Annotated in this window: 17 protein-coding genes and 1 pseudogene; 15 read left to right on the top strand and 3 right to left on the bottom strand. The window is 67.9% G+C overall.

The window, feature by feature from the left end; genetic code table 11:
- Positions 1 to 8 precede the first annotated feature (8 nt).
- The 7 genes from KVT39_RS11270 to KVT39_RS11300 all read left to right on the top strand — a co-directional run bounded on the left by KVT39_RS11270 (position 9) and on the right by KVT39_RS11300 (position 8510).
- The gene (locus tag KVT39_RS11270) at positions 9 to 1061 is read left to right on the top strand and encodes a hypothetical protein (RefSeq protein WP_217589066.1); all 1053 of its coding nucleotides are present in this window, start codon (positions 9 to 11) and stop codon (positions 1059 to 1061) included.
- A 39-nt stretch (positions 1062 to 1100) separates the two neighbouring features.
- Entirely contained in the window at positions 1101 to 2486 is a 1386-nt protein-coding gene (locus KVT39_RS11275; protein WP_254640450.1) for a hypothetical protein, read from the top strand.
- 3 nt (positions 2487 to 2489) lie between these two features.
- The gene (locus KVT39_RS11280; RefSeq protein WP_217589068.1) at positions 2490 to 3791 is read left to right on the top strand and encodes a hypothetical protein; all 1302 of its coding nucleotides are present in this window, start codon (positions 2490 to 2492) and stop codon (positions 3789 to 3791) included.
- A 3-nt stretch (positions 3792 to 3794) separates the two neighbouring features.
- Complete coding sequence (locus tag KVT39_RS11285; protein WP_217589069.1) at positions 3795 to 4790, top strand: hypothetical protein; 996 nt, start codon at positions 3795 to 3797, stop codon at positions 4788 to 4790.
- Positions 4791 to 4924: 134 nt separating this feature from the next.
- A complete protein-coding gene (locus tag KVT39_RS11290) occupies positions 4925 to 6385 on the top strand; it encodes a hypothetical protein (RefSeq protein WP_217589070.1) in 1461 nt (486 codons plus the stop codon).
- A 422-nt stretch (positions 6386 to 6807) separates the two neighbouring features.
- Positions 6808 to 7086, top strand: a complete 279-nt coding sequence (locus KVT39_RS11295; RefSeq protein WP_034185034.1) for a hypothetical protein — start codon at positions 6808 to 6810, stop codon at positions 7084 to 7086.
- Between the two features lie 422 nt (positions 7087 to 7508).
- Positions 7509 to 8510: a hypothetical protein gene (locus KVT39_RS11300; RefSeq protein WP_217589294.1), complete on the top strand. Its 1002-nt coding sequence runs from the start codon at positions 7509 to 7511 to the stop codon at positions 8508 to 8510.
- 727 nt (positions 8511 to 9237) lie between these two features.
- On the opposite strand, the gene KVT39_RS11305 is transcribed toward KVT39_RS11300, so the two are convergent.
- Complete coding sequence (locus KVT39_RS11305; protein WP_105391472.1) at positions 9238 to 10134, bottom strand: oxidoreductase; 897 nt, start codon at positions 10132 to 10134, stop codon at positions 9238 to 9240.
- 289 nt (positions 10135 to 10423) lie between these two features.
- Positions 10424 to 10675 (bottom strand): annotated as a pseudogene (locus tag KVT39_RS11310) (integrase core domain-containing protein); the annotation flags it as partial.
- Between the two features lie 216 nt (positions 10676 to 10891).
- Between KVT39_RS11310 and KVT39_RS11315 the strand changes: the two are divergent.
- Positions 10892 to 11614 carry a response regulator transcription factor gene (locus KVT39_RS11315; protein WP_034185037.1) on the top strand — a complete coding sequence of 241 codons (723 nt, stop codon included), beginning with the start codon at positions 10892 to 10894 and terminating at the stop codon, positions 11612 to 11614.
- Complete coding sequence (locus KVT39_RS11320; protein ID WP_217589071.1) at positions 11611 to 13104, top strand: HAMP domain-containing sensor histidine kinase; 1494 nt, start codon at positions 11611 to 11613, stop codon at positions 13102 to 13104. The genes KVT39_RS11315 and KVT39_RS11320 overlap by 4 nt, the downstream gene beginning before the upstream one ends.
- 25 nt (positions 13105 to 13129) lie before the next feature.
- Here the strand turns inward: KVT39_RS11320 and KVT39_RS11325 are convergent, their stop codons facing one another.
- Positions 13130 to 14230, bottom strand: a complete 1101-nt coding sequence (locus KVT39_RS11325) for an AraC family transcriptional regulator (protein WP_105391470.1) — start codon at positions 14228 to 14230, stop codon at positions 13130 to 13132.
- A 344-nt stretch (positions 14231 to 14574) separates the two neighbouring features.
- Here KVT39_RS11325 and KVT39_RS11330 point away from each other — a divergent pair, with 344 nt between their 5' ends.
- The 6 genes from KVT39_RS11330 (at position 14575) to KVT39_RS11355 (ending at position 23367) form a co-directional block, all read left to right on the top strand.
- On the top strand, positions 14575 to 16209 hold the full coding sequence (locus KVT39_RS11330) for an AMP-binding protein (protein WP_217589072.1): 1635 nt from the start codon (positions 14575 to 14577) through the stop codon (positions 16207 to 16209).
- Entirely contained in the window at positions 16209 to 17369 is a 1161-nt protein-coding gene (locus KVT39_RS11335) for an AraC family transcriptional regulator (protein ID WP_034185041.1), read from the top strand. Before KVT39_RS11330 ends, KVT39_RS11335 begins: the two co-directional genes overlap by 1 nt.
- Before the next feature lie 371 nt (positions 17370 to 17740).
- A complete protein-coding gene (locus tag KVT39_RS11340) occupies positions 17741 to 19531 on the top strand; it encodes an acyl-CoA dehydrogenase (protein ID WP_217589073.1) in 1791 nt (596 codons plus the stop codon).
- A gap of 36 nt (positions 19532 to 19567) precedes the next feature.
- A complete protein-coding gene (locus KVT39_RS11345; protein WP_217589074.1) occupies positions 19568 to 21241 on the top strand; it encodes an electron transfer flavoprotein-ubiquinone oxidoreductase in 1674 nt (557 codons plus the stop codon).
- A 42-nt stretch (positions 21242 to 21283) separates the two neighbouring features.
- A complete protein-coding gene (bktB, locus tag KVT39_RS11350) occupies positions 21284 to 22477 on the top strand; it encodes a beta-ketothiolase BktB (RefSeq protein WP_131946853.1) in 1194 nt (397 codons plus the stop codon).
- Positions 22478 to 22515: 38 nt separating this feature from the next.
- A complete protein-coding gene (locus KVT39_RS11355; protein WP_217589075.1) occupies positions 22516 to 23367 on the top strand; it encodes a 3-hydroxybutyryl-CoA dehydrogenase in 852 nt (283 codons plus the stop codon).
- The last annotated feature ends 118 nt before the right edge of the window (positions 23368 to 23485 follow it).

Below are 23485 nucleotides of genomic sequence, written 5' to 3' on the forward strand. Positions count from 1 at the left end.
GCCGAGCCATGCCCCTGACCTCAATCCGCGAGCCGGTCGTCGCCCGCGTCGAACGCCGCCTGAAGAGCGCCGCGCGAAGCCTCGGCACCGCCGATCCTTTCGCGCCGTCGCGCGACCTGTTCCTGCGCACGTTCGGCGACGGCGCCGACGATCTGCGGTTCCGCGACAACGCGCTGATGCCGATGGCGGTGCCATTCGAACCCAGCTTCTCGGAAAGCCAGCCGGGCAAGCTGCGCTTCACGATCGAGCCGCTGCCGCCGGAGGCGTCCGCGATCGACCGGCGCGACGCGTCGACGCGCGAAATGCGCAAGCTGATCCGCGACTTCATCGGCCGCGAAGCGCTGCACTGGTTCGACCAGGCGAGCGAGCCGTTCCGGGGCTTCGCGCGACCGGGCGGCAACCTCGACTACGGCGCGTTCTTCGGCTCCAGCTACGACCGCGACGGGCTCTACGCGTCCAAGGTGTACTACGAGCTGCCCGGCGACGCCGGCACGATCGAGAACCTGCCGCGCGACCTGGCCGGCATCGTCCAGGCCGCGCTGCAGATGGTGCCCGGGCTCAAGCCGCTGTTCACCACGATGGCGGCCCAGCGCGACCTCGGCGGCCAGCGGCTCACGTTCGCGTGCACCCGGGCGCTGCGGCTCGCCGATCTGCAGCCGGTCATGGACGCGCTCGGCCTCGGCCATCGCCTGCCCGGCATCATGCAGCTCCTGGGGCTGGTGCTCGGCGGGCGGTTCGACCTGCCGCCGCACGGCGCGCTGCTCGCGTTCGGGCTGGGACCGGACGGGCCGGATTTCGAGCTCTACGTGCTGCTCTCGGCGATCCCCGACGTGCCGCCCGCGTTCCTCAGCCTGCTGACGATGGGGCTCGCCGAGCGTCCGCGCGGGCTGCAGGCGCTGGAGCAATGGATGGGCGCGTTTACGCCGGAGGACGCGCACTGGCCGGGCCGCTTCTCGATCATCAGCCTGCGCACGGACGCGGCTTGCCCTGCGCGGGTGAGCCTCTACCTGCGCCCCATCGAGTTCGAGTTGCCTGTGGACGCGTTCGCCCAGGCCAGCTGAATCCGAATCGCTTCGTCACGCGTTTTCCGCGAGGTCGCCATGTTCCCGCAAGCTGCCCGTCCCACGCCGATCGCGCCGCCCCCGCGCGCCGCCGCGGCCGCCCCGCGCCACACGCCGGTGCCGGTGCCGGTGCCGGCCGACGCAGTGCGCCACGGCGTCGCACAGATGCTGACCCGATCGCAGGCCTTCAACGCGATGCCCGACGCCGATCGCCGCGACATCGCCCGCAACACCGCGTTGATCGCCGATTATCTGGCCCGGCCCGAAGGGTTTGCCGGCCACGAGATTCCGGGCGGTCTGGGCACCGCCACGGCGCGCGCGCTCGACGACAACACGGATCATTCGGCGCACGAGGCGGATTTCCAGACCCATAACCAGGCGGTGGAGGCCATCGGCAAGTCGAAGTTCACCGCGGCGGCCGCGCACGAAGGTGCCGCGGTGGCGGGCGAGCTGCTGAACCAGGTCAAGTTCCCGACCTTCGTCGCCAGCCTGATCAGCGGCGTGTTCCAGTCGATCACCCACAGCTCGATCGAGCAGATGAAGGCGTATCAGGAAATGATCGCGCAGGTGGCGAAATCGCTCGGCCAGTTCGCCGACGAGCACGTGACCGAGAACCAGGCGCGCGATCACATGGTCGACCAGTTTCCCGACCTGTTCCAGATCGGCATGGACGACAGCGGCGATACGCCGAGCCCGCGCGTGCAGGTGCGCGACGGGGTCGACCCCGACGAGGCGTCGAAGACCGTGCGCGCCCGCCTGCAGATGGGCGACGGCGACACCTTCGACCTGTCGGACGAGGCCTCGGAGCTGGCCATCGTCAACCGCTTCAAGATGCAGCTCGCCAAGCAGCGCCAGCAGATGCTGGCCTCGATCGTGCTGATGGGCATCAACCGCATCGTCGTCACCGACGGCAAGATCTCCGCGAAGATCATCTACGACGTGCGCGCGCAGGACACGCTCTCCAAGCAGCGTAGCGCCACCGCGGTCGACCTGGCCCGCGACAAGGACGGCAACGTCCAGACGACCTATGCCGGCAAGGGCACCTACGATCGCGGCGGCAAGTACGACTCCAGCAACGACAAGGACAACGGCCGCCAGTACAGCGCCGACTACTACGCGAAGGGCGACTACGAATACGAGAACAAGCCGATCATCACCGCGTCGACCGCCGCGTCCGAAACCAGCAACGCGGCGATGCAGACCAAGATTCAGCTGTCCGGCGCGGTCGACGTCAATTTCAAGAGCGACTACCTGCCGCTCGACAAGATGGCGACGCCGCAGATGATCGCCACCATCACCGGCAACGCGACGCCGGCCGATCCCAACGTGCTGCCCAGCCCGAAAACGCCGGCGGGCGCCGCCGCACCCGCAGCGGCTCCGGCCGCTGCACCGGCTGCCGCGCCGGCTCCGGCCAGGGGAAACTGAGCCATGCGCCTGTCCGCTCCCCCCGACGCGCTTCACCCGGTGCGGCCGCCCACGAGCGCCGCCGCGTTCGACGCGACGCGGCCCGAGGTGCGCCGCCTGCTGACCGCGATTCCGTCGTTCCTCGACCTGCCCGACGACGAGCGCCGCCGCATCGCCGCCGATACGGTGCGGGTGCTCGCGTACCTGGCCGATCCCAACGGCGTGCATGCCGAGATCGCCGAGCGCGAGGCGAACGGCGAACTGCCGCCTACCGGCCTCGCGCGCCCCGTCGCCGCACCGCGTCCGGTGCCGGCCGCCGCCGCGCTGGCCGACGATCCCGTCTCCGCGACCAAGCGCCAGTTGTCGCAGGATCCCGGCTTCGCCGGCAAGGACTTCCAGGCCGGCGCGGTCAAGCAGGGCGTCGAGCAGTTCGGCCAGATGGTGCAGAAGGTCGATTTCCCGAAATTCGTCGGCGGCCTCATCAAGAACGTGTTCCAGGCGATCGTCGAAAGCTCGATCGAGCAGATGCGCGCGTATGGCGAGCTGATCGCCAATGTCGCCAAGACCACCGCCCAGTTCATGAGCGACAACATCAGCGAGGGGGCCGGCCGCGACTATCTCGCCGATTCGTTCCCGGACGTGCTGTCGGTGCAGGCGCAGGACGGCGCCGACGCGTTCGACGCCGACAGCGCCGGCGCGGCGGCCGCCGCGGCTCCGTCGCGGCTGGTGGCGCAGGGCGACAACGCGCAGCAGCGGCTCGCCGAGATCAGCCGCAACTACAACCTCGATCCGCCCGTGACCGACCTGTCCGACGACAAGTCCGAGCTGCGCCTCGTCACCGCGGCGCGCCTGCAGATGGCGAAGCAGCGCCAGCAGCTGCTGTCGTCGATGGTCATGCTCGGCATCAATCGCATCGTGGTCACCGACGGGTCGATCAACGCCAAGGTGGTGTTCGACATGCGCGCCAGCGACACCGCGAAGCGCACCTATACCGCGTCGATGCACGACCGCGAGAGCCAGAAATACAAGGAATCGCTCAGCGCCCACTACGGCAGCTGGTACACGCCTTATTCGGCCGACGCAGCGTTCGAGGGGCAGCAGGAACACGTGGCCACCGTCGGGTCGGCGCTCGACGACACCAGCGAATCCAAGGCCGAGGTGAAAGCGAAGCTCTCGGGCGAGGTCCGCGTCAACTTCAAGAGCGACTACCTGCCGCTCGACAAGATGGCGACGCCCGAGATGATGTCGGTGATCCAGGGCAACTCGACGCCGTACAACCCCAACAAGCCGGCTCCCGCCGCCGGCTTGCCGGCCGGGCAGCACTGAATCATGGCGCGCATGCTCATCGCCCCGCTGGCGGATGCCGGGCTCGCGGTCGCGATCCGGTCGGGGGAGCGGCTCGTCGAGCGCGCGACCGCGCACGGCCTGGCCTTCGCGCTCGACGAGCTCGGCGACATCGCGATCCCCGATCCCGTTGCCGCGCGCGTCGACAAGGCGCAGCTGCGGGCGCTCGCGTCGCTCTATCTGGCGGCCGATCTCGAGCCCGCGGGCGTGATCCCCGCGGTCGAGGCGCTCGCCGGCTTGTCCGCGAGCGGCGCCGTCGGCGTCGATCTCGGCGGCGCGGGGCCGCTGGTCGCCAACTGGTGGCGCCACCGCGCCGAGAAGCTGGCGGCCGGCGAACGCGCGGCGTTCTATTCGCGGTTGTTCGGCACCGCGTACGGCCCGGCGGCGGCGGATGCCGAGCGCAACGTCCAGTTCGAGGAGTGCATGCTCGCGCTTTGCGAGGCGCTCTACAAACTCGACGAGACGCCCGGCGCCGACCCGCGCGGAGATCTCGGGCACCAGGCGCGGGTCCGCAACGCCGCCCGCTCGCTCGCGCAGAACCTCGGCGCCGCGTGTACCGGCGTGACCGCGTTCATGGCCGGCGAGATCGTCGGCATGCTCAGGGACGCGTTCGCGATCCTCGGCCATGCCGACATGCGTCAAGGCTTCGGTGCGCACGACATCTGGGGCGTGGTCGCCGGCATCGGCCGGCTCTCGCGCCAGCCGCCGCGCCAGCCCGCCGCCCATGTTCGGCGCGGCAGGGCCGGGATGACCGTGATCGCGTGGCTGGCGGACGTCGCGGATGCGCTGGGCGGCGCGGCGCCGCTGGTGACCGCCGACAACCCGGTGATCGCCGCCGCCGCCGAATGGATCGAGGCAACGCTCGGCCTCGGCGAGAAACCCGACGGCCAGGCGCCTGCCGCGCCGGACGCCGGCCGCGGCGTGCCGCCGGCTTTGGGGCCGGCCGCGCCGGAGAACCCGTGGGCGGCACTCGGACGGTGACATGAAACCTCGTCGCTCAGGCCGTCGCGATGCGGACGGTACAACCGGGATGCCGAGGGCGGCGGACGCGCCGTCGCCACCCCGGCTGCGCGCCATGCGTCGCGCGACGCGCGACGCGCGGCGGAGCCGTTGAGATGGCGGCGGCCGCGCGCCCTGCGCGTTCGCCGGTGCTGCGGCCCGACGTTCGCCACCGTGTCCGCGAACTGCTGTCCGCGCAGCAGGGCTTCGGCGCCCTCGATCCGGCCACGCGCCGCGATCTCGCGTCCGGGCTGGTGCGGATCGGCTCGATCGCGCTCGACCACGACGCACTCGCGGCGCGTCCCGGTGCGGCGCTGGCCGTCGCGCAGAACGCCGGCTCGGACTATTCGGGCACCGCCATCGACCGGATGGCCGGCACCACCCGGGCGGTGCTCAACGCGGTGTCGTTCCCGCGCTTCGTGACCGAGCTGATCACGGGTGTCTTCAAGGCGATGAACGATTCGAACCAGCAGCAGCTGACCGCGTTCGTCGACCTGATCCGCAACGTCGCGCAGACCACCGAAGGCTTCGCGGACAGCAATGTCGGCATCGCCGGCGCGCGGCAGTGGCTGGCCGAGCATTTCCCCGCCGCCTACCAGATCACCGGCGACGACGAGGCCGCAGACGATGCCGACGAATTGGCGGGCCTGCCGCCGGACGAGCGCCGCCAGCGCCAGCAGGAGCTGCAGGCCGAGCGCGATGCCGCGACCCGGCTGACGTTGCGCCCGGGCGCGTCCCCGCCGGCCGAAGCGGCGCTGCGCAGCGCACTGGGAATGGGGCCGGGCGACGCGGTCCCGGCTTCCGATCCCGAGCGCCTGGTGCCGCTCGCGCAGCAGGTGCTGGCCCGCAACCGCCAGCAGTTGCTCGCGACGATGGTGCAGATGGGCCTGCAGCGCATCGTCATCGAAAGCGGGCGGCTCAACGCCGCGATGAATTTCCATATCGACGCGAGCAGCGCCGCCGCCAACGACCGCGGCTCGCAATTCGACACGCGCAACACGGTGGGCGTGAGCGGGGGCGCACGCTTCGGGCCCTGGGGCGCGGAGGCCAATGTGCAGAGCACGATCGGCTACGTGTCGACCGACCGGACCCAGACGACCGAGAGTTCGCACGCCGACGTCAACCTGACGAGCGGCGTCGAACTGGTGTTTCGTACGGACTACGTGCCGTTGAACCGGCTGGCGGGCGTGGGCGACGTCGAGCGCATCCGCGTCAACACGATCAATCCGGATGCCGAAGCGGCGCGCCTGTCCTCCGATCGCGCCGCCCAGCGCAGCGCCGAACAGGCCGACCTGGCCGCCCGCCGGACCTCGCTCGACGGCGGGCTGCGCCCGCCGCCCGGCGCCGCGCCTGCGGCTTCCGGTTCCGCCGCTTCAGGCTCGGCAGGGGGGGCCGGCGCCGGCCAACCGTCCTCGTCGCCGCCTTCTTCTTCGCCACCGGCCGCGGCGCACACGTCCGCGCCGCAGCCGCCTTCCGGGCCTGGTGCCGCAGCGTCCCCGTCGCCCGCGCACCCCGCGGCGGCGGCACCGCGATCGCCTGCCGGCGCAACGGCGGCGGGACACCGCGCAGCGTCCTGAGCGCGCCATTGGTGACCACGAAATCGGCCACCGCGCAGTTGATCTTCACGTCGTGATCGTCGAACAACATCTCGTACACCACGTTCGCTACGTTCAAGCCGGCTGCTTCCATCAGCACCAGGCTCACGGTGCCGTCCGTGGCCAGCGTATTCACTGCTTCTATGGAAATGGACAGTCGCATGTGCGATGCACGGATTCAAGAATGAAACGTGTCGAAGGATGCAAACCCGTATCGCGCAAACCGGAAAGTGTTCATAGGATGGATAAGCCGCGCGCGTATGTCGCGGCGATCGCCATCGATGCGAGGTGTCGATGGCGCCTGGAACCCGAGTGGCGACGTTCGGTGGCCGCCGCAACGCAGCGTGACAAGCGCGCGGCCGATCGCGATTGCCCAATTCGGGTCCATTCTTACGGGGGGCAGCATGGTGAACTGGATCAGCCGTTGGGCGATGCGTCACGCCCCGACGCCGGAAAAAACCGCCGCGTCGATGCTGGTGACTGCACGCATGGAATTGTTCGCTGCCGAGCAGCGTGTCATCGATGCGAAATTGCGAGCAAGCTACTGGAGCACGCGCGTTGCGTTTCTCGAAGAAGTGCAGCAGCAGGGCATCGATCCTTGGGTACACGCGCTGCCGTCGCTACGGCCTGAAGCCGAGTTCACTACGCTTGGCGCGGGCCCGCGTCTCGCCGCCGGCACTTGACGGCCATCCGCTGCGCGATCGCTCGCGGTTTCTGGAAATGACGATCCGGTAAATGAGGATCAATCAGTCAGGACGCCGGTGGCGGACGTCGCGAAAAGTGCGCCCGCCGGCGCGTCGCTGAATTCCGCGATTGCCGCCAAGCGCGTTTTGCGAAACACTGCAACGAACCGGCCAACAGGCGGTCCAGGTCGCCCAAAGCAACCTCGACATGGACGTGATGGACACCTCGGCATCCATCAGGCGCGCTGTCGAGCCGGCGGCACCGGCCGCCACGCGGTGATGGCCGACTGTCGTCGGAGAGGTGGCCAGGCGTGAGCGCTCGCGGCGAGCGCTATAAGGCGCCAGGGATACCGGCGCCTGCAGATCGCGGCGCGATTCGATCCTCTGGTTTGTTGCCATTGTTATTGCTGGAGCGTGCCGGAATGGGAAAACACTCTGATGTTCGCTTCCGTTATGCGTTCGTTGCCGCCGTTGGCCTGGCTGTCGCGGGCTTTGCGAATGCCGATGAAGGCGCGCCGGGCCCGTCGAGCGGGCCCGCCCCGGGGCAACGCACACTCGACGCATACGCCATTTATGGGAATGGCCGTGCGAGCGAGGGCGGCAACATGCACTGGCGCGCTTACGAAGTCGGCTTTGGCCAGGCACTGAACGATTACGCGTCGGTGTTCGTCGCCTACCTGAACGAAGGCCATCCGACGGACAACCATCGCGACGGTTTCGCGCTGCTCGGCGCGGCGCGCTTGCCGCTTGGCGGAAGGACGGCGCTCGAGTTTGCGGCAGGTCCGTACTTCAGCATGAACACGACACACGTCGGTGATGGGGCGCGCAACGAGAAGCGTCTCGGAATCCGCGCGTCGGCTGCGTTACGCTACGAGCTTACGCCCAATGGCATCTATCTCAAGGCGCAGTACAACCGTGTTCAGATCGCGGGCGGCCACTCATCCGATATGGTGCTGTTCGGCATCGGCTCGGGATTCGGCGGCGACCCTCATCCGTCGCTGTCCGACGGCAGGACTCAGCTGAGCGTCTGGGCCGGAACCTCGCAAACGAACCGGCCGCGGGTTCCCATCCAGAAGGGGTACATGGTCGAGCTCAAACGACCGATCGGCAATGCCTGGGCATATTCGGCAAGCTTCGTTTACGAGGGCGTCAACGACGTCGCTGCCAGAAGGGGCGCCGCGGCCCAACTCTGGTACGTTGCGCCAATCTTGAGCAGATGGAGTCTCAGTGCCGGAGTCGGCCCCTATCTTGCATACGACAAGAGTGCGCCGTCCAGCCGGATGAAGCTTGCTGCGCTTCTCAGCGCGCAGATCGGCTATGAATTTACCAAGGACTGGACTGCGAATCTCCGCTTCAACCGTGTCGCGACCGGCAACAACACGGACCAGGACATGTTCATGATCGGATTGGCCCACAATTTCTGAGGTGGGATTGCCGTGCAGGAATCCTGAAGATTCTGCTGACTTCGCGCTAGCGACGCGCTGGCCGCCGGCCCAAGGCAACCGACGAGCGAACGGGCGTTCGCGAGGATCGTTGCTTCCGGAAAGGACGCATCGGAGTATTTGGGGCGTTCAACGAAAGCGGTGCGAAAGTACGACGAGGGCTCCCCCGGGCTTTGCTCGAGCGGCGGGTCGTTACTATTCACGATGCTCGTGTCGGTGTTCGTGTCCGTGCGCGGTGCCAGGCGAGCGCGCCGGCCTGCCCCTGCGCTTCGGATATGTATGTGTTGATCAGAGCACCGAACAAGTAGAAAAAATCTCCAAATCACCGGAATCGAAAAAAATAGAGAAATTGGCTTCTCCTGGCCGGGCGGTATGATTCCTCAAGCGAACGCACTACCCGATATGTGGGAAGCGGTCGCGTGCTACGGCTGAGCCGTCGTCCGCTGGGTTCCCGGTGTGCGCGCAAGTTCGTCTCGCGTTCGCCGCGTGGCGGCTAAAGAAATGTTCATCGGCGGCATCGGAGCGATTGCCGCGCGAGGACATACTCCTCGTAGCCTGCTGTTCGGTCTCGGGGCGAACGAGCCACGCGTGACTTTTACGGGCGACGCTGCAAAGAATCGCGCCGAACTGCCTTATACAACATGGACGCAGCGGCCGACAGAGCGGCGAGTCACGGCACGATAGATCGAAATCAGATCGACGGGAAATCTTAGCCCGGGCCGTCGCTCGCGGCTGCCAGAAGTGGCACGACCAGATCGCTAATCGGCGTAGGAATTCCGTGTGATCGAGCACAACGCTGCACGACTCCGTTTCGGCTGTCCCATTCAAGGGGACGGCCAGCTTGTCGGTCGGCGAGGATCGAAGTGCCCAGGTCGGCCGGGTAACTACGGAATGCATCCACGATCGCCTGCGGGACCTCGTCGCCCAGCGTCGCACCCTCTGCCCGAGCAACCTCAAGACACTCCTGCAAATAGGCTAGAGCCAGCCCGGCAACGTCGGTGCGGGAATACATGCCAGCGCGACGACCCGCGAGAACCATTAAGCCGGCGACCGCGTTCTGTAAAAGCTTGCGCCACGCGACGGACGTGAAGTCGGCCACGACGTCGACCGAACATCGCGTGCCTCTCAACGCCGCAAGGACGATGCTGCTCTCCGGCGTGTCTGGCAATGTAAGGCGCGCTTTGCCCCGTAGCCAGACCGAGGCGTCAGGTTCGCGTTGGGCAGGGAACCATACCACCGAAGGTAAGACTAGACTGTCGGGCACGTAAGGCGCGAAGAGCGTTTTCTGTTCAACGCCGTTTTGCAACACGCAGACAACAGTCCTCTTCCCGCACAGGGCAGAAAGCCACGACGCTGCCGCGTCCACCTGTGTTGATTTCACCGCGACAAAAACCAGGTCGAATGTATTTTCGACCTCGGCCGGATTGGTTCGCACAGGTCCAGGTACCACGATATGACCGCCGTCGAAGCGCAGTTCCAGGTGTTCGTGCGCTGAGCGGCCGAAAATGGTCGGTGTGCGTCCGACCTCATGAAGGGCCGCCGCCACAGTCGTGCCGATGGCCCCCGGCCCGACGAGGGCGATCGCTGGATTTTCTGACATCATCACTATCGTTCCGTCCCAATAGTCTGTGCTGGTTCCGCAGCATGTGGCTCCCACCTATCCATAGTCGCTGAGCGACGTGCTCAGGATCTGCACATCGCTCTCACTGACCTCGGCACATCGGCGGCCGCGCTTCAGGCAGGCAAATCGTCGAGGTCGCCTTCTCGATCTGCTGGGGGCCGCCGTCAGGCGGCCATAGTCCTGCGGCATAGTGCTGTGCCCGCAGGTTCATGCGCTCTTCCAGGCTTGAGAATCCCCAGATGAACCGCACCGGGAATCGTGGAGGCCAGTTGGTTTAAGTTAATGCAGGCACTTCATCAACGTTTCCGAGATGCCTGTAGTAGTTTGCCTCAGCTTCAGCAGGCGGGATATAGCCGAGCGGTTCCATCAGGCGATGAAGGTTGTACCAGGCGACCCATTCCAGCGTTGCCAGTTCGACGGATTCCCTCGTTTTCCAAGGGGCGCGCCGATGAATCAGTTCCGTCTTGTACAGGCCGTTGATCGTTTCGGCCAGCGCATTGTCGTAGCTGTATTGGGGGCTGGAACGGAAAGCCTTACAGGCATTGGCTCACAGCACAGACACGATCCAAAGTTAAATGATTTGTGATCACTCGCCGCCGCAAAATTTTGCACAATGGCGGCAGCGCGGCGTTGCGCCGCGATTTGCCCCCGGCAACCGACAATCCCGACAACCGTTGTCGCAACCGTTACCGAACCCGAACCCGAACCCGAACCCGAGCCCGACCTGCCGCCGCCCACCGCCATGGACCATCCGAAACGCATCCTGATCGTCGAGGACGACGCCGACATCGCCGACGTGCTGAGCCTGCACCTGCGCGACGAGCGCTACGAAGTCGTGCACAGCGCGGACGGCGCCGAAGGGCTGCGCCTGCTCGAACAGGGCAACTGGGACGCGCTGATCCTCGACCTGATGCTGCCGGGCGTCGATGGCCTCGAAATCTGCCGGCGCGCGCGTGCGATGACGCGCTATACGCCGATCATCATCACGAGCGCGCGGTCGAGCGAGGTGCACCGGATCCTCGGCCTCGAACTCGGCGCCGACGACTATCTGGCGAAGCCGTTCTCGGTGCTCGAACTCGTCGCGCGCGTGAAGGCGCTGCTGCGGCGCGTCGATGCGCTCGCGCGCGATTCGCGGATCGACGCGGGCACGCTCGACATCGCCGGGCTGTCGATCGACCCGATCGCGCGCGAGGCGAGCGTCGACGGCGCGCGCATCGACCTCACGCCGCGCGAATTCGACCTGCTGTATTTCTTCGCGCGGCACCCGGGCAAGGTGTTTTCGCGGATGGACCTGCTCAATGCCGTGTGGGGCTACCGGCACGAAGGCTACGAACACACGGTCAACACCCACATCAACCGGCTGCGCGCGAAGATCGAGGCCGATCCGGCCGAGCCCGTGCGAATCCTCACCGTGTGGGGACGCGGCTACAAGCTCGCCGCGCCGGGCCAGCGGGACGCGTCATGAAACTCACGCTCACCCAGCGGCTGTCGCTCGTGTTCTCGATCCTGCTGCTCGCATGCTCCGGCGCATCCGCGTGGCTGCAGATCCGCGCGAACGACATGCGCGAGAAGGAAGTCGTGCAGGGGCTGTCGCGCGACCTGGCCGCCAACATCGCCAACAGCGCGCCGCTGATGGACGCGAACGGGCTGCGCCCCGACGCCGTGCGCACGCTGTTCGGCCAGCTGATGGGCGTGAACCCGAGCGTCGAGGTGTACCTGCTCGACAACGCGGGGCGGATCAAGGGCGACGATGCGCCGCCTGGCCACGTGAAGCGCGACCGCGTCGATCTTGCTCCCGTGCAGCGTTTCATCGCGGGCCAGCCGCTGCCGATCCTCGGCGACGATCCGCGCAGCCCCGACGCGCGCAAGGTGTTCAGCGCCGCGCCGCTGCAGCGCGCCGGGCAGCCGCCGTCGGGCTATATCTACGTGGTGCTGCTCGGCGAGGCGCACGACCGGCTGGCCGCGCGCGTCGACGCCGGCAACGTGCTGCGCACGACGCTGTGGTCGATGGCGGTTGTCGCGCTGCTCGGCCTGCTCGCGGGCCTCACCGCGTTCAGCTTCATCACGCGCCCGCTGCGCCGGCTGACGGACGCGATGCGACGTTTCGACGCGAACGGCGTGCCCGACACGCAGCCGCCGGTGCCGCGCTCGCCGCCGGGCCGGCATGGCGACGAAATCGCGGTGCTCGAATCCGCGTTCGCGCAGATGGCCGACCGGATCGGCGACCAGTGGCGCGCGCTGACGCACCAGGACCAGCAGCGGCGCGAACTGATCACGAACATCTCGCACGACCTGCGCACGCCGCTCACGTCGCTGCACGGCTATCTGGAGACGCTGTCGCTGAAGTCCGACGCGCTCGCCGAACCCGAACGGCGGCGCTACCTGTCGATCGCGCTCGCGCAGAGCGCGAAGGTCGGCCGGCTCGCGCAGGCGCTGTTCGAGCTCGCGCGGCTCGAATCGGGCGGCGTGCAGGCCGAGCGCGAGCCGTTCTCGCTGGTCGATCTCGTGCAGGACGTGTTCCAGAAATTCGAGCTGGCCGCGCAGGCGCGCGGCATCGTGCTGCATGCGCGGATCCCGCCGCGCGTGCCGGTCGTGTCGGCCGATCTCGGGATGATCGAGCGCGTGCTGACCAACCTGCTCGACAACGCGCTGCGGCACACGCCTTCGCACGGCGAGGTCGAGGTCGCGCTGGAGCCGCGGGGCGACCGCGTGGTCGTGACCGTGTCGGATACCGGCGAAGGGATTCCGGCGGCGCGCCGCGAAGGGCTGTTCCAGCGGCCGCAGCGGCCGATGAGCGGCGGCTCGGTGACGAGCGGCGGGCTCGGCCTGCTGATCGTGCACCGGATGCTGGCGCTCAACGGCAGCAGCATCCGGCTCGTCGACCGGGCCGGGCGCGGCGCGGTGTTCGAGTTTGCGCTGGCGGTCGCGTCGCCGGCGGCCGGCGACGCGCGCTGAAATTCGTCAGCGTCGTCGTCCGCGTTCAGCCGCCGCGCTTGCGCCGCACGTCGCTCGGCGTGGTGCCGGTCCAGCGCTTGAACGCGTGACGGAATCCGACCGCATCGCTGAAGCCGAGCGTCAGCGCGATGTCCTCGATGCTGAGCGTGGTGGTGCTGAGATAGTCGATCGCGAGCGCCTTGCGCACGCTCGTCAGCAGTTCGCTGTACGACGTGCCTTCGGCTTCGAGCTTGCGGCGCAGCGTGCGTGACGTGATGCAGAGGAGGTCCGCGATCGCGTCGATGTCCGGGAAGTGTCCGGGCGTGCGGGTGAGCTCCTGGTAGACGCGTCGCGTGATGCCCGACTGGCTGCGCAATTCGTCGAGCAACTGCGCGCAGTGCGACGATACCTGCGCGGCCGTGATCGGATTCGCGAGCTGCGGCGCGCGTGTCAGCCACGCGGCCGGATAACTGAGCGTGTGGTGCGGCTGGTCGAACGCGAGCGGGCATTCGAGCGCGTCGGACAGCAGCGCCGCGTGCGGCGGCTGCGGCTGTGCGAATTGCGCGCGCGCCGGCACGCACCACGCGCCCATCACGTCCTTGATGATCGTCACGTGCAGCGCGAACTGCATGTCGATCAGGAAGCGGTACAGCGCTTCGTCGAGATCGGGCAGCGCGACTTCGTGCCGGTCCGGAAACAGCCACGACGCGGTGTCACCCTGTTCGACCCAGCGGATCGCGAGCATGCCGTTCGCGAGCCGGTGATACTTGACCGCCGAGTCGAACGCGTGCGCGAGCGATTCCGAACACAGCATCGCGTAGCCGTACATCCCGTAGCTCGACACGTGCAGCAGGCGGCCGACGCGCACGCCGAGATCCGTGCCGTCGTAGCGGCCGATCGCATTGCGCGCGGCGCGCAGGAACTGCTCGGGCGACGTGAGCGTGAACGGATCGGCGACGGCGGCCGGATCGAGGCCCGTGCCGTCGAGCACCGTGGCCGGGTCGAGGCCGGCCTCCGCCGCGACCGCGACGAGCGCGGCCAGCTTGGCCGGCGAGAAGCGCTTCTCGCGCAATGCGTGGGCGGGCGGGGCGTCCGGCAGGCGGTCTGCGCGGGCAGCCGTCGGGTTCAAGAGCGCACTGCGCGGCATGACGGGTCCTGCGTCCGAATCGATATCGTTGACGGAACGTAATTCTGAGCGGGAACGGTTCCGGGCGCCACAGGGTTCACCCTGATGCCGGCCGGCGCACGTGGCCTGCCTGGGGCGGGCGGCTTGACGGATGGGGCTGGAGACCGGCCGGCCACCGCCTATCGTGTCCGTTTCGATCATCTTTTCGGCCGGCCGGATCATTTTCAAAGCGCGTCGCGCGGGCGATAGTCGCCGATCAGGCGACGGCCCGCGCCACCCAGGCGTGCAGGCCGCCGTGCGAACGGCGCGAGGCCGGCCCGGGGCGGTTCCCGGCCGGGCGGTGCGCCGTCCCCCAGGAGCGAGACATGACGAACAGACACTGGACCGGGTCGTATGGCTCGATCCCCGCCGAGATCGACGCCGATCGCCATCCTTCCGTCAGCGCGCTGCTGGACGACGCGATGCGCCGCTTCGCCGATCGTCCCGCGTTCCATGCGTTCGGCCGCACGCTGACCTATGCCGATGTCGACCGCCTGTCGAGCGCGCTGGCCGCGTATCTGCAGCAGGTCGTCGGCGTGCGCAAGGGCGATCGCGTGGCCGTGATGCTGCCCAACGTGCTCGCGTTTCCTGTCGTGTTCGTCGCCGTCGCAAGGATCGGCGCGATCCAGGTCAACGTGAACCCGCACTACACCGCGCGCGAGCTCGAGCATCAGCTCAACGACGCTGGCGTCGAGGTCGCCGTGGTGTGCGGCGGGTCGATGGGCACGTTCGCCGACGTGGTCGGCGGCACGCGCGTGCGCACCGTGCTGAGCGTGGGGCGCGGCGATCTGGGCGTGGTCGATGCGCCGGCCGGTGCGTGCGACGCGCTGCCGCCCGGTTCGATCGCGCTCGCGGACGCGATCGCCGCAGGCGAATCGCTCGCGTGCGAGCCGGCCGCGCTGGGCGGCGCGGACCTGCTGCTGCTGCAATACACGGGCGGCACGACCGGATTGTCGAAGGGCGCCGCGCTGTCGCACCGCAACCTCGTCGCGAACATCGAACAGTTCGCGGCGATCGTCGCGGACGCGCGGGTGCCGGGCGAGGAAGTCGTCGTCACCGCGATCCCGCTGTACCACATCTTCGCGCTGACGGTGAACTTCCTGTCCTACTTCGCGATCGGCGCGCAGAACTGGCTCGTCGCGAATCCGCGCGACATGGACGCGTTCATCGACGTGCTGAAGGCCGCGCGGCCGACCGTGTTCGTCGGCGTGAACACGCTGTACGCGGGGCTCGCCGGCCATCCGCGCCTGAAGGAAGTCGACTGGTCGCGGCTGAAGCTGTCGGCCGGCGGCGGCGCGGCGGTGATCGACGTGATCTCGTCGCGCTGGAAGGCGGTGACGGGCAATTTCATCCGCGAGGGCTACGGACTGTCGGAAACGTCGCCGGTCGTGTCGTTCAACCCGCAGTCGATCGACGCATTCACGGGCAGCACCGGCCTGCCGCTGCCGTCGACCGACGTGAAGCTGCTCGACGACCAGGATAGCGAGGTCGCGATCGGCGAAGCGGGCGAGATCTGCGTGAAGGGGCCGCAGGTGATGACCGGCTACTGGCAGAAGCCGGAAGCGAATACGGCCGCGTTCACGGCGGACGGCTATTTCCGCACCGGCGACGTCGGCGTGTTCGACGCAGCCGGCTTCCTGCGGATCGTCGACCGCAAGAAGGACATGATCATCGTGTCGGGCTTCAACGTGTACCCGAACGAGGTGGAAGCCGTCGCGACCGCGCTGCCGGGCGTCGCCGAATGCGCATGCATCGGCGTGCCGGACGCGCGCACCGGCGAGGCCGTCAAGCTGTTCGTGGTGCCGGCGCCGGATGCCGACGTGACGGAGGCGCAGCTCGTCGCGCATTGCCGCGAGAGCCTCGCGGCCTACAAGGTGCCGAAGCTCGTCCGCTTCGTCGACCGGCTGCCGAAGTCGACGGTCGGCAAGATCCTGCGCCGGGAACTCAGCCGCACCGACTGATGGCGCCGAAGCGCCGCGCGGCCGCGGCGGCGCGGCCCGGCGCGCCGAAGGCCCCGAAGCAGGCGCGCGGGCCGCTCAAGTACAATGCGAGCGGTTCGATCGACGGGGACGCGATGACCGGCTCAGATTCACTTTCCGCCCAGCCCGGGCGTGCGCTGCCGTCGCCGAGCGCGACGGTGCCGATCTCGCTCGTCAACGGTTTCCTCGCGAGCGCGGGGGCGCAGCGCGACGTGGTCGAACGCTACCTGCGCGGGGCCGGCATTCCGATCGAGCTGCTCGGCGAGCCGCATGCACGCGTGACGGAGGAGCAGTTCTCGACGCTGTACCGCACGCTCGCGATCGACCTCGACGACGAGATGCCCGGCATCTTCTCGCGCCCGCTGCGCGGCGGCACGCTGAAGTATCTGTGCCTGAGCCTGCTCGATGCGCGCAACCTCGAAACGGCGCTGCATCGCTTCGGCCAGTTCTTCCATATCCTGCTCGACGACTTCTTCGTCGAATCGAAGCGCGACGGTCTCGTCGCGCAGGTGCTGCTGCGCCCGAACGACGCCATCGGCCCGATCGGCGCGCTCGGCCAGGAGCTGATGCTCAAGCTCGTGCACGGCGTATGTTCCTGGCTGATCGGGCAGAAGATCCCGCTGCTGCGGATCGAGTTCGCGTGCCCGCGGCCGCGCCATGCGGTCGACCACCTGTACTTCTTCACCGGCTCCGTGCAGTTCGACTGCGAGCGCACGCTGATGCGCTTCAGCGCGGACTACCTCGATGCGCCGATCCGGCAGAGCAAGCGCAACCTGCGCAAGTTTCTCGCGCGCGCGCCCGGCGACTGGATCTTCGAATCGTTCAGTGAACAGCTCGTGTGCCATCGCGTGCGGCAATACCTGTCGGCGGCGCTGCCCGACCTGCCCGTGATCGACCAGGCGGCCGAGCACCTGCATTGCTCGGTGCGCACGCTGAGCCGCCATCTTGCCGCCGAAGGGACGACGTTCCAGGCGCTCAAGGACGAACTGCGGCGCGACATCGCGATCCAGCGGCTGATCGGCACGCCCGACACGATCGCGGCGATCGGCGCCGATATCGGCTTCGACGATCCGAGCGCGTTTCATCGCGCGTTCCGGCACTGGACGGGGAGTACGCCGGGGACGTATCGGCGGCGCGCGTAGTGCGTTTTTTTCAAGCCGGTTCCCATAACCGGCTTCCTTCGTTCGCTCCCATGGCCGGCTCCCATAGGCGATTCCCATAACCGGCTCCCGTTGCCGCCGGCATGCTGCGCCGCTTCGACCCCATCGGCCGGCACGTCGATTGCTCACCGTTTTCATCGAAACCGGCTCCGGCCAAACCCTTATCCAGCCGGCCGTTTCCGGCCGCGCCCACGCAACCCGTGGCCGATTTTGTCACCATGTGGGCCGGATATGACAACGGGAACCGGCCATTGCGGCATTACGATGGGTCACGTCGTCGCCCGGGGCCGGCCGGTCTTGCCGTACCGGCCCGGTAGCGCGCCTCATTCACCGCCTGATTTGGAACATCGACCATGAGCTATAACGCCCCCGTCAAGGACATGCTGTTCGTGCTGAAGGAACTCGCGGGTATCGACGCCGTCGCGCAGTTGCCGGGTTTCGAGGATGCCGGTTACGACACGGCGCAGGCCGTGCTCGACGAGTCCGCGAAGTTCTGCGGCGAGGTGCTGGCGCCGCTGAACGTCGAAGGCGACCGCAACCCGAGCAGCTGGAAGGACGGTGTCGTGACCGCGACGCCGGGCTTCGGCGACGCGTTCCGCCAGTTCGTCGAAGGCGGCTGGCAGGGGCTGCAGCATCCGGCCGAGTACGACGGCCAGGGGCTGCCGAAGCTGATCGCGACGCCGTGCATCGAGATGCTGAACGCGTCGAACCTGTCGTTCGCGCTGTGCCCGCTGCTGACCGACGGCGCGATCGAGGCACTGCTGACGGCCGGCACCGACGAGCAGAAGCAGCGCTACGTGCCGAAGCTGATCTCCGGCGAATGGACGGGGACGATGAACCTGACCGAGCCGCAGGCGGGCTCCGATCTGGCGCTGGTGCGCTCGCGCGCCGAGCCGCAGGGCGACGGCACGTACAAGGTGTTCGGCACGAAGATCTTCATCACGTGGGGCGAGCACGACATGGCGGACAACATCGTCCACCTGGTGCTGGCGCGCACGCCGAACGCGCCGGAAGGCGTGAAGGGCATCTCGCTGTTCATCGTGCCGAAGTTCCTGGTCAACGAGGACGGCTCGCTGGGCGCGCGCAACGACGTGCACTGCGTGTCGATCGAGCACAAGCTCGGGATCAAGGCGAGCCCGACGGCGGTGCTGCAATACGGCGACCACGGCGGCGCGATCGGCTACCTGATCGGCGAAGAGAACCGCGGCCTCGAATACATGTTCATCATGATGAACGCGGCGCGCTTCGGGGTCGGGATGCAGGGGATCGGCGTGGCCGATCGCGCGTACCAGAAGGCGGCGGCGTTCGCGAAGGAACGCGTGCAGAGCCGTCCGGTGGATGGCTCGGCGAAGCAGTCGGTGACGATCATCCATCACCCGGACGTGCGCCGCATGCTCGGCACGATGCGTGCACTGACCGAAGGCGCGCGGGCGCTGGCGTACGTGGCGGCCGCGCACAGCGACATTGCCCACCGCCATTCGGACGAGGCGACGCGTGGCCGTCATCAGGCAATCTACGAGTATCTGGTGCCGGTCGTGAAGGGCTGGAGCACGGAGATGGTGAACGACGTGGCGAGCCTGGGCGTGCAGGTGCACGGCGGGATGGGCTTCATCGAGGAGACGGGCGCGGCGCAGTACTACCGCGATGCGCGGATCCTGGCGATCTACGAAGGGACGACGGCGATCCAGGCGAACGACCTGGTCGGCCGCAAGACGATGCGCGACGGCGGCGCGGTGGCGAAGGCGCTGATCGCGGAGATCGGCGACACGGTGGCGGCGCTGGGCAGGCTGGACGGCGCGGCGGCCGCGTCGATGAAGGTGCAGCTGGAAAAGGGTGCGCGCGCGCTGTCGTCGGTGGTGGACTACGTGGTGGCGAACGCGAAGCAGGACCCGAACGCGGTGTTCGCGGGCAGCGTGCCGTACCTGAAGCTGGCGGGCGTGGTGCTGTGCGGATGGCAGATGGCGCGCGCGCTGGTGGCCGCGCAGGCGAACCGCGCGAGCGACCCGGCGTTCTTCGACGCGAAGATCGCGATCGCGCAATGCTATGCGGAGCACGTTCTCGTGCAGGCCGGCGCGCTCGAAGCGTCGATCGTCGGCGCGAAGGGCAACGAGAGCGTGCTCGCGTTGACGGAAGACCAGTTCTGACCGGCTGACGGTCGGGACGCAGGAGGAGACAGGATTTTGACCACACAGGACTTGCTCGCGCAATACGGCCCGCGCGAATCGATGGAATACGACGTCGTGATCGTCGGCGGCGGCCCCGCCGGGCTGTCGGCGGCGATCCGGCTCAAGCAGCTGGCCGCCGAGAAAGGCACCGAGATCGGCGTGTGCGTGCTCGAGAAGGGTTCCGAGATCGGCGCGCACATCCTGTCGGGCGCGGTGATGGACCCGCGCGCGATCACCGAACTGTTCCCCGACTGGAAGGAACAGGGCGCGCCGCTCACCGTCGAGGTGACGGAAGACCGCTTCCTGTTCCTGTCCGAGAAGAGCGCGGTGACGACGCCGAACTGGGCACTGCCCGAGAACTTCAAGAACCACGGCAACTACGTGATTTCGCTCGGCAACGTCACGCGCTGGCTCGGCCAGCAGGCCGAAGCGCTCGGTGTCGAGATCTTCCCGGGCTTCCCGGCCGCGGAGATTCTCTACAACGACGACGGCTCGGTGAAGGGCGTCGCGACCGGCAACATGGGCGTGGGCAAGAACGGCGAGCCGACCGAGAACTTCCAGCTCGGCATGGAGCTGCACGCGAAGTACACGCTGTTCGCCGAAGGCTGCCGCGGCCACCTCGGCCGCCAGCTGATCTCGAAGTTCAAGCTCGATGCGAACGCCGATCCGCAGGCGTACGGGATCGGCATCAAGGAGCTGTGGGAAATCGATCCGGCGAAGCACAAGCCGGGCCTCGTGATCCACACGGCCGGCTGGCCGCTGAAGTCGGATACCTACGGCGGCTCGTTCCTGTATCACATGGACAACAACCAGGTCGTGGTCGGCTTCGTGGTCGGCCTCGGCTACACGAACCCGTACCTGTCGCCGTTCGAGGAATTCCAGCGCTACAAGACGCATCCGTCGATCCGCGCGTTCCTCGAAGGCGGCAAGCGCGTGTCGTACGGTGCGCGCGCGATCACCGCGGGCGGGCTGCTGTCGCTGCCGAAGACGGTGTTCCCGGGCGGCGCGCTGATCGGCGACGACGCGGGTTTCCTGAACGCATCGCGGATCAAGGGCAGCCACGCGGCGATCAAGACCGGCATGCTGGCGGCGGACGCCGCGTTCGACGCGGTGCAGGCCGGCCGCCAGAGCGATGAACTCAACGCGTACCCGGACGCGTTCAAGCAGTCGTGGCTGTACACGGAGCTGTACCGCGCGCGCAACTTCAAGCAGTGGATGGCCAAGGGGCTGTATCTCGGCACGCTGATGGTCGGGCTCGAGCAGAAGGTGATGGGCGGCAACGTGCCGTGGACGCTGCATCACCAGCACGCAGACCACGAGACGCTGAAGCCGGCGTCGCAGTGCGAGCCGATCGAGTATCCGAAGCCGGACGGCAAGCTGACGTTCGACCGGCTGTCGTCGGTGTTCATCTCGAACACGAACCACGAGGAGAACCAGCCGGCGCACCTGACGCTGAAGGATGCGAGCGTGCCGGTGAACGTGAACCTGCGCACGTACGCGGGGCCGGAGGGGCGCTTCTGCCCGGCGGCGGTCTATGAGTTCGTGAAGAACGACGACGGCAGCGATCGGCTGGTGATCAACGCGCAGAACTGCGTGCACTGCAAGACCTGCGACATCAAGGACCCGACGCAAAACATCGTGTGGGTCACGCCCGAAGGCGGCGGCGGGCCGAATTATCCGAACATGTAACGCATCAGCGCGCATGCGTGCGCGAACGAACCGGAGCAGACGATGAGCAATGCAGCGAAAGAAGTCGTGGTGGTGAGCGGTGTCCGTACCGCGATCGGTGATTTCGGCGGCAGCCTGAAGGATTTCTCGCCGACCGAGCTCGGTGCGAAGGTCGTGCGCGAAGTGCTGTCGCGCGCGAACGTGCCGGGCGATGCGGTCGGGCATGTCGTGTTCGGTCACGTCGTGAACACGGAGCCGAAGGACATGTATCTGTCGCGCGTCGCGGCGATCGACGGCGGCGTCGCACAGCACACGCCCGCGATGAACGTGAACCGGCTGTGTGGTTCGGGCCTGCAGGCGATCGTGTCGGCCGCGCAGACGATCATGCTCGGCGATGCCGACGTCGCGATCGGCGGCGGGGCGGAGAGCATGAGCCGCGCGCCGTACACCGTGCCGGCCGCGCGCTTCGGCCAGCGCATGGGCGACGGCAAGCTCGTCGACATGATGCTCGGCGCGCTGCACGACCCGTTCCAGACGATCCACATGGGCGTGACGGCCGAGAATGTCGCACGCAAGTACGACATCTCGCGCGACGCGCAGGATGCGCTCGCACTCGAATCGCATCGTCGCGCGGCGCGCGCGATCGCGGAAGGGCGTTTCAAGGATCAGATCCTGCCGATCGCGATTCGCACGAAGAAGGGCGAGGTCGCGTTCGACACCGACGAGCACGTGCGTCACGACGCGAGCGCGGACGATTTCACGAAGCTGCGCCCGGTGTTCGCGAAGGAGAACGGCACCGTGACGGCCGGCAACGCATCGGGCATCAACGATGCGGCCGCGGCCGTGCTGATGATGAGCGCCGACGCCGCCCGCGCGCAGGGCGTGAAGCCGCTCGCACGCCTCGTCGCGTATGCGCACGCGGGCGTCGATCCGGCCTACATGGGCATCGGCCCCGTGCCGGCCACGCAGAAGGCGCTCGAACGCGCGGGCCTGAAGATTACCGATCTCGACGTGATCGAGGCGAACGAGGCGTTCGCCGCGCAGGCCTGCGCGGTCACGCAGGAACTCGGCCTCGATCCCGCGAAGGTCAACCCGAACGGGTCGGGCATCTCGCTCGGTCACCCGATTGGCGCGACCGGTGCGTTGATCACGGTCAAGGCGCTGTACGAGCTGAAGCGCATCGGCGGGCGTTACGCGCTCGTGACGATGTGTATCGGCGGCGGCCAGGGGATTGCTGCGATCTTCGAGAACATCTGATAATCGGACACTCAGCACCCGAACACACAGGAAATTTCATGGCCATCGAAATCGTCGGCGTCGTGGGCGCCGGAACCATGGGCAACGGCATTGCGCAGACCGCCGCCGTTGCGGGATTCAACGTCGTGATGATCGACGTCAGCGACGCCGCGCTCGACAAGGGCATCGCGACGCTGAAGGGCAGCCTCGAGCGGCTCGTGTCGAAGGACAAGCTCGACGCGGCCGCACGCGACGCGGCGCTGGCGCGCATCACGACGTCGACCGACTACGCGAAGCTCGCGTCGGCCGACATCGTGATCGAAGCCGCGACCGAGAACGTCGAGCTGAAGGGCCGCATCCTGAAGCAGATCGAGGCCGTCGCGCGGCCCGACGCGATCGTCGCGACCAACACGTCGTCGATCTCGATCACCGCGCTCGCGGCGCCGCTCGCCGATCCGGCGCGCTTCGTCGGCATGCACTTCTTCAACCCGGTGCCGCTGATGCCGCTGGTCGAGATCATCCGCGGGCTGCAGACGAGCGACGCGACCGCGTCGGCCGTGCGCGAACTGACCGAGCGTTTCGACAAGTCGCCGATCGGCGTGCGCAACTCGCCGGGCTTCGTCGTGAACCGGATCCTCGTGCCGATGATCAACGAGGCGTTCTTCGTGCTGGCCGAAGGCATCGCGTCGGCCGAGGAGATCGACGCGGGGATGAAGCTCGGCGCGAACCACCCGATCGGGCCGCTCGCGCTGGCCGACCTCGTCGGCCTCGACGTGTGCCTCGCGGTGATGGACGTGTTCGTGAAGGACTTCGGCGATCCCAAGTATCGTGCGTGCCCGCTGCTGCGCGAGATGGTGTCGGCAGGGCGGCTCGGGCGGAAGGCGGGGCGCGGGGTGTACGAATACGCGTAACGCGTAGCGAGGTTGTCGATGCGGATGGCGAGTCGGGCCGGGCAGTATGGTTCACCCGGCGTCGGCTCGCGTCCGCGTTTTCCGTCCGGGTTGTCCATCGCGTGAGCGAGCGCCGTTC

Origin of the sequence: Burkholderia sp. GbtcB21 (assembly GCF_019091065.1) — a bacterium.
Lineage (GTDB): Bacteria > Pseudomonadota > Gammaproteobacteria > Burkholderiales > Burkholderiaceae > Burkholderia > Burkholderia pyrrocinia_C.

Coding starts and splice junctions, on each gene's coding strand:
- KVT39_RS11285 (WP_217589069.1), top strand. CDS start 3,795: ATGGCGCGCATGCTCATCGCCCCGCTGGCGGATGCCGGGCTCGCGGTC.
- KVT39_RS11340 (WP_217589073.1), top strand. CDS start 17,741: ATGAGCTATAACGCCCCCGTCAAGGACATGCTGTTCGTGCTGAAGGAA.
- KVT39_RS11295 (WP_034185034.1), top strand. CDS start 6,808: ATGGTGAACTGGATCAGCCGTTGGGCGATGCGTCACGCCCCGACGCCG.
- KVT39_RS11355 (WP_217589075.1), top strand. CDS start 22,516: ATGGCCATCGAAATCGTCGGCGTCGTGGGCGCCGGAACCATGGGCAAC.
- KVT39_RS11290 (WP_217589070.1), top strand. CDS start 4,925: ATGGCGGCGGCCGCGCGCCCTGCGCGTTCGCCGGTGCTGCGGCCCGAC.
- KVT39_RS11280 (WP_217589068.1), top strand. CDS start 2,490: ATGCGCCTGTCCGCTCCCCCCGACGCGCTTCACCCGGTGCGGCCGCCC.
- KVT39_RS11330 (WP_217589072.1), top strand. CDS start 14,575: ATGACGAACAGACACTGGACCGGGTCGTATGGCTCGATCCCCGCCGAG.
- KVT39_RS11315 (WP_034185037.1), top strand. CDS start 10,892: ATGGACCATCCGAAACGCATCCTGATCGTCGAGGACGACGCCGACATC.
- KVT39_RS11320 (WP_217589071.1), top strand. CDS start 11,611: ATGAAACTCACGCTCACCCAGCGGCTGTCGCTCGTGTTCTCGATCCTG.
- bktB (WP_131946853.1), top strand. CDS start 21,284: ATGAGCAATGCAGCGAAAGAAGTCGTGGTGGTGAGCGGTGTCCGTACC.
- KVT39_RS11275 (WP_254640450.1), top strand. CDS start 1,101: ATGTTCCCGCAAGCTGCCCGTCCCACGCCGATCGCGCCGCCCCCGCGC.
- KVT39_RS11300 (WP_217589294.1), top strand. CDS start 7,509: ATGGGAAAACACTCTGATGTTCGCTTCCGTTATGCGTTCGTTGCCGCC.
- KVT39_RS11270 (WP_217589066.1), top strand. CDS start 9: ATGCCCCTGACCTCAATCCGCGAGCCGGTCGTCGCCCGCGTCGAACGC.
- KVT39_RS11325 (WP_105391470.1), bottom strand. CDS start 14,230: ATGCCGCGCAGTGCGCTCTTGAACCCGACGGCTGCCCGCGCAGACCGC.
- KVT39_RS11335 (WP_034185041.1), top strand. CDS start 16,209: ATGGCGCCGAAGCGCCGCGCGGCCGCGGCGGCGCGGCCCGGCGCGCCG.